Below are 4,640 nucleotides of genomic sequence, written 5' to 3'. Positions count from 1 at the left end.
CCCCAGCAGCATCAGCACGCCCCCGCCGAGCGCCAGCGCCACCCCCACATCCAGCCCCGAGCCGTCGCCCGCGACGGCCAGGCTGTCGGTGACCTCGAAGACGCGGACCATCCACAGCACCGTGAAGCCGATGACCACGACGCCCGCCAGGGCGACCAGCGCACGGGAGCGGAGCAGGACGCCCACCACGGTCACCACCACCGCGCACAGGAACGGCAACCAGAGGGAACCGAAGAGACTGCCGGGATGCGCCCCGGTCACACCGGTACCGGTGAAGAGGTCACCCAGCCGGTAGTGCCGCCCGAGGCGGCCGTCGTACCAGTCACGGAAGGGGCTCAGCACGGCGGCCGCCGCTCCGGCGAGAGCGACGACCGCACCGAGGACGTTGCGGATCATCTCCGTACCTCCAGGAGCGCTCTCGCTCCGACGCTACGCCGCACGTGTGACACCCGCCACCAGACGGGCACAAGACCGTGACAGGGCCATGACCGGCCCGCCGCCCATCCGCGCCATGCTGTGCGTTACGGTGCCGTGTCGCCCGGCCATCCGGCCGGCCACGGCAGAACAACACACAATCGGGGGCGGAAGAGATGCGACGGCAGCACATCAAGCTGACGGTGGTCCTGGTCGCGGTGGTACTCGCGCTCACCGGCTTCTCCAGTTCCAGCCACGGCGGCAAGAGCAAGAGCGGAAAGAGCCGGTCGAGCAGCCACAGCAGCGGCGGCGGATGCTCCAACTCCAAGAAGAGCAACGGCACGTACCACGACACGGACTCCGACTACGACGACGACTACAGCTCGTCGAGCGGGTCGTCGGGCTCCACGTACACCGACCCGACCCCCACGGCGACCGCGTCGGACGCGCCGCAGGTGTACGTGTTCCGCTGCGCCCAGCCCGCCAAGGGCAAGCGCAAGGCGGTCACCGCGTCCACCGTCCGCCTGACCCCGGTCGCCTCCGGCACGCACACCTACGAGGTCGACGTGTCCTTCCTGGACGCGGTGGGCAACGTGGTCGACACGGGCGAGGCGACCGTGGAGGCGGACTACGGCAGCACGAAGACCGTGAACGTCCGGATGGACAGCCCGCGCAAGGTGTCCCGCGTCAAGAAGTGCACGGTCACGGCCGAGCTGAGCTACTGAGCGCACCGCGCGGAACGCGCGAAAACGCGGCGGCCGCGGCGGCTCCCCCTCCGCGCCGCCGCGGCCGTTCCCCCGTACCCCCGTCGATTGACGCCTAGTTGGCCGGCTCGCTCGTCGCGTGGGTGTCGAGCGGCTTGACCTCGCCACCGGTGGCGTGAGTGTCCAGGGGCTTCACGGTGCCGCCCGTGGCGTGCGTGTCCTGCGTCGTCAGGTCCGCGTCCGCGCCGGTGGCGTGGGTGTCCGCGGGCTTGAGGATCGGGTCGGTCTTCTTCTTTTCACCCATGGTGGTCTCTCCGTCGTGGCTGGCGTTGATGCGTGTGAGGGGCCCGCCCGGCTGTTCCCCCGTGGACTGCCGGGCGGGCCTCTGTCAGGGCCGCTCACCTTAGTGGTCTGGCCACTTGTCGTCCCGCCTGCCCCCCGACGCGACGGATCGACAGGCATGAGCTTGCCGCCCGGCGATAAACGAACGATGAACGCCGAGCCCGCCGCGTCAGGACCGCTCGGAGGGGACCCGTGCCAACAGGGCGCGGATCTGCGCCGCTTCCTCGGAACCGTCGGTGTCGTAGATGGCGAGCGCCTCGCGCCAGCAGGCCTCGGCACGTCCTGTCTGACCTATGCCGTCCAGTGCCCGGCCCAGGACGGTGAGTACGTTTCCGCGGCGCCACTCCCCGCCGATGCCGCGCAGTACCGTCAGCGCCGTCTCGGCCTTGGAGGCGGCCTGCGCCGGGTTGTCCGCGGCCAGGTCCGTCTCCGCCAGCCGGAAGATCGTCATGCCCTCCCACAGCCGCTGCCGGCTGTCGCGGAAGACCGCCAGGGCCTCCACGAAGCTGCTGGTCGCCTCCGTGAGGTCACCGCTGCGAGTCAGCGCGATTCCCAGTGCGTAGCGGGCGTTCGCCCCACGCAGGGAATGGCCCATGCTGTCGTAGATCTCGATGCCCTTCCTGGCCAGGGCGACGGCACTCGTCGTCCGGCCCATGGCCAGGTGGACCCGGGAGAGATTGCACAGTGAGGAAGCCTCGCCCGGCAGGTTCTCCCCCGCCCGGAAGGCATCGATGGCCCGGGTCAGATACTTCTCACCGTCCTCGTGACGGTTCTGGTAAATGGCGATGACCCCACGATGGTTGTACGCCCAGCAGTCCGGCAGCGGGTCGAGCGCGTCGCGCGACAGGTCCAGTACGTGGCTCGCCTCCTGGTCCGCCTGGGCGAACCGGCCCGCCACCAGGTGCGCGTTGCTCAACGTGACCAGCGCGCGCCGTTCGGCCCGGCGGTCACCGCAGTCCCGTGCGGCGTCCAGCATGAAGGAGGCGGCGGCCTCGTACTGCTTGGAGTTGGCGCCGGACTCGGCGAGGTCCAGAGCCGCCCACAGGAGGTCGATCGACCGGCGGAGCATCGTGGGCGCGGTCGACTGGCGCAGGCAGGCGAGCAGTGTGCCGGCCTCCGAGTAGAGCCAGTCCTGGGCGTCGTGCCGGTCGCTGAACGACAGCCCCGCGCCCTCCGTGCTTTCGAGGTGGTCCGCCAGCCGGTCCCCCGGCCGCTCCAGCGCGTACACCCCCGCCGCCGTCGCCAGATAGAAGTCCAGCAGCCGCGACAGCGCCTCCTCCCGCTCACCGGGCGCCTGTTCGTCGCGTTCCGCGCAGGAGCGCGCGTACAGGCGGACCAGGTCGTGGTAGCGGTAGCGGCCCGGGGCCGCGGACTCCACCAGGGACGTGTCGACCAGGGCCTCCAGCAGGTCCTCCGCCGTGTGCGGGTCCAGGTCGAGCAGGGCGGCCGCGGCGGCCAGGGAGATGTCGGGGCCGTCCGCGAGGCCGAGGAGGCGGAAGGCGCGGGCCTGGGCCGGTTCCAGCTGGCCGTAGCCGAGTTCGAAGGTGGCCTTCACCGCGAGGTCGCCCGCCTGGAGCTCATCGAGGCGGCGGCGTTCGTCCGCGAGCTTGGCGGCCAGGACGGAGACCGTCCAGGTGCGGCGGGAGGCGAGCCGGGAGGCGGCGATACGGATCGCGAGGGGGAGGAACCCGCAGGCGGCGACCACGTCGAGCGCGGCCTCGCGCTCGGAGTTGATGCGTTCCTCGCCGACGATCCGGGTGAACAGCTGAAGGGCCTCCTCCGGCGACATCACATCCAGGTCGACGAGGTGCGCGCCGGCCAGGTCGACCATCCGCACGCGGCTGGTGACCAGCGCCGCGCAGCCTTCCGTGCCGGGGAGCAGTGGGCGTATCTGGGCGGCGTCGTGGGCGTTGTCGAGGAGGACCAGGACGCGGCGGCCGTCGAGGGTGGAGCGGTAGAGGGCGGCGCGTTCGTCGAGGGTGTCGGGGATGGCGGAGTCGGCGGTGCCGAGGGCTCGGAGGAAGGCGCCGAGGACGGTTTCCGGCTCGGCGGCGCGTGCTCCGGCGCCCTGGAGGTCGACGTAGAGCTGGCCGTCGGGGAAGTGTCTGCGGGCCTGGTGGGCGACGTGCACGGCGAGGGTCGTCTTGCCGACGCCGCGCAGCCTTCCGTGCCGGGGAGCAGTGGGCGTATCTGGGCGGCGTCGTGGGCGTTGTCGAGGAGGACCAGGACGCGGCGGCCGTCGAGGGTGGAGCGGTAGAGGGCGGCGCGTTCGTCGAGGGTGTCGGGGATGGCGGAGTCGGCGGTGCCGAGGGCTCGGAGGAAGGCGCCGAGGACGGTTTCCGGCTCGGCGGCGCGTGCTCCGGCGCCCTGGAGGTCGACGTAGAGCTGGCCGTCGGGGAAGTGTCTGCGGGCCTGGTGGGCGACGTGCACGGCGAGGGTCGTCTTGCCGACGCCGCCGATGCCGGCGAGTGCGGAGACGGCCATSACGGAGCCCTCCGCGGTGGCGAGCCGGTCGCCCAGCTCGCGYACGAAGCCGCTGCGTCCYGTGAAGTCGGGGACGGTGGCGGGYAGTTGGGCGGGGCGGACCGGTGCTGCGGCCGGGGCCGGGTCGTCGGCCGGGCGGGCCAGTTCCTCGTCGGCGCGCAGGATGCGCTGCTGGAGCTGGGCCAGTTCCTGGCGCGGGTCGACGCCCAGTTCCTCGGCGAGCAGYCGCCGGGTGTCCGCGTAGACGGCSAGYGCCTCCGCCTGCCGGCCGCTGCGGTACAGGGCCACCATCAGCAGCTCGCGCAGCCGCTCCCGCAGGGGGTGCGCGGCGGTGAGCGCGGTCAGTTCGGAGACCGCCTCCGCGTGGCAGCCGGCCTCCAGGTCCAGATCGAGCCGSGTCTCGGTGAGCTGGAGGCGCCACTCCTCCAGACGGGTGCGCTGGTAGTCCGCGTACGGGCCCGGCACCGAGGCCAGCGCCTCGCCGTCCCACAGCCCGAGCGCCTTGTTCAGCAGGGTCCGCGCCGCGTCGCGGTCGCCGCCTGCGCGGGCCTTCTCCGCCTCGGCGGCCATCTCCTGAGCGACGGTCAGGTCCAGCGCGCCGGGAGAGGTCCGCAGCGCGTAGCCGCCGGAGTCGCTGACCAGGACATCGGGGCCGAGGACCTTGCGCAGCCGGGAGGCGTAGGTGCGTACGGCGGC

3 protein-coding genes and 2 pseudogenes are annotated in these 4,640 nt (G+C 72.3%); 1 reads left to right on the top strand and 4 read right to left on the bottom strand.

Features of this window, described 5'->3' with window-relative positions; all coding sequences use genetic code 11:
* A partial coding sequence (locus EAO73_RS25410) for a hypothetical protein (protein ID WP_147973909.1) occupies positions 1–396 on the bottom strand: 396 nt, incomplete at its 3' end.
* 194 nt (positions 397–590) lie between these two features.
* Between EAO73_RS25410 and EAO73_RS25405 the strand changes: the two genes are divergently transcribed.
* Positions 591–1,139, top strand: a complete 549-nt coding sequence (locus EAO73_RS25405) for a hypothetical protein (RefSeq protein ID WP_147973908.1) — start codon at positions 591–593, stop codon at positions 1,137–1,139.
* Positions 1,140–1,233: 94 nt separating this feature from the next.
* Here the strand turns inward: EAO73_RS25405 and EAO73_RS25400 are convergent, their stop codons facing one another.
* The 3 genes and pseudogenes from EAO73_RS25400 to EAO73_RS36705 form a co-directional block, all read right to left on the bottom strand.
* Positions 1,234–1,422, bottom strand: coding sequence for a hypothetical protein (locus tag EAO73_RS25400; RefSeq protein WP_147973907.1), 189 nt, complete (start codon positions 1,420–1,422; stop codon positions 1,234–1,236).
* Between the two features lie 207 nt (positions 1,423–1,629).
* Positions 1,630–3,615, bottom strand: a pseudogene (locus EAO73_RS36710) (ATP-binding protein); the annotation flags it as partial.
* Between the two features lie 8 nt (positions 3,616–3,623).
* Positions 3,624–4,640 (bottom strand): annotated as a pseudogene (locus EAO73_RS36705) (BTAD domain-containing putative transcriptional regulator); the annotation flags it as partial.

It is taken from the genome of Streptomyces sp. col6 (assembly GCF_008042035.1).
In the GTDB taxonomy this organism is placed as follows: domain Bacteria; phylum Actinomycetota; class Actinomycetes; order Streptomycetales; family Streptomycetaceae; genus Streptomyces.
Note: the sequence above shows the minus strand (reverse complement) of the source record. Positions and strands in the feature narration are given on the sequence as shown.

Excerpts from the sequence above, each read along its gene's own strand:
- EAO73_RS25400 (WP_147973907.1), bottom strand. The coding sequence starts at position 1,422 with ATGGGTGAAAAGAAGAAGACCGACCCGATCCTCAAGCCCGCGGACACC.
- EAO73_RS25405 (WP_147973908.1), top strand. The coding sequence starts at position 591 with ATGCGACGGCAGCACATCAAGCTGACGGTGGTCCTGGTCGCGGTGGTA.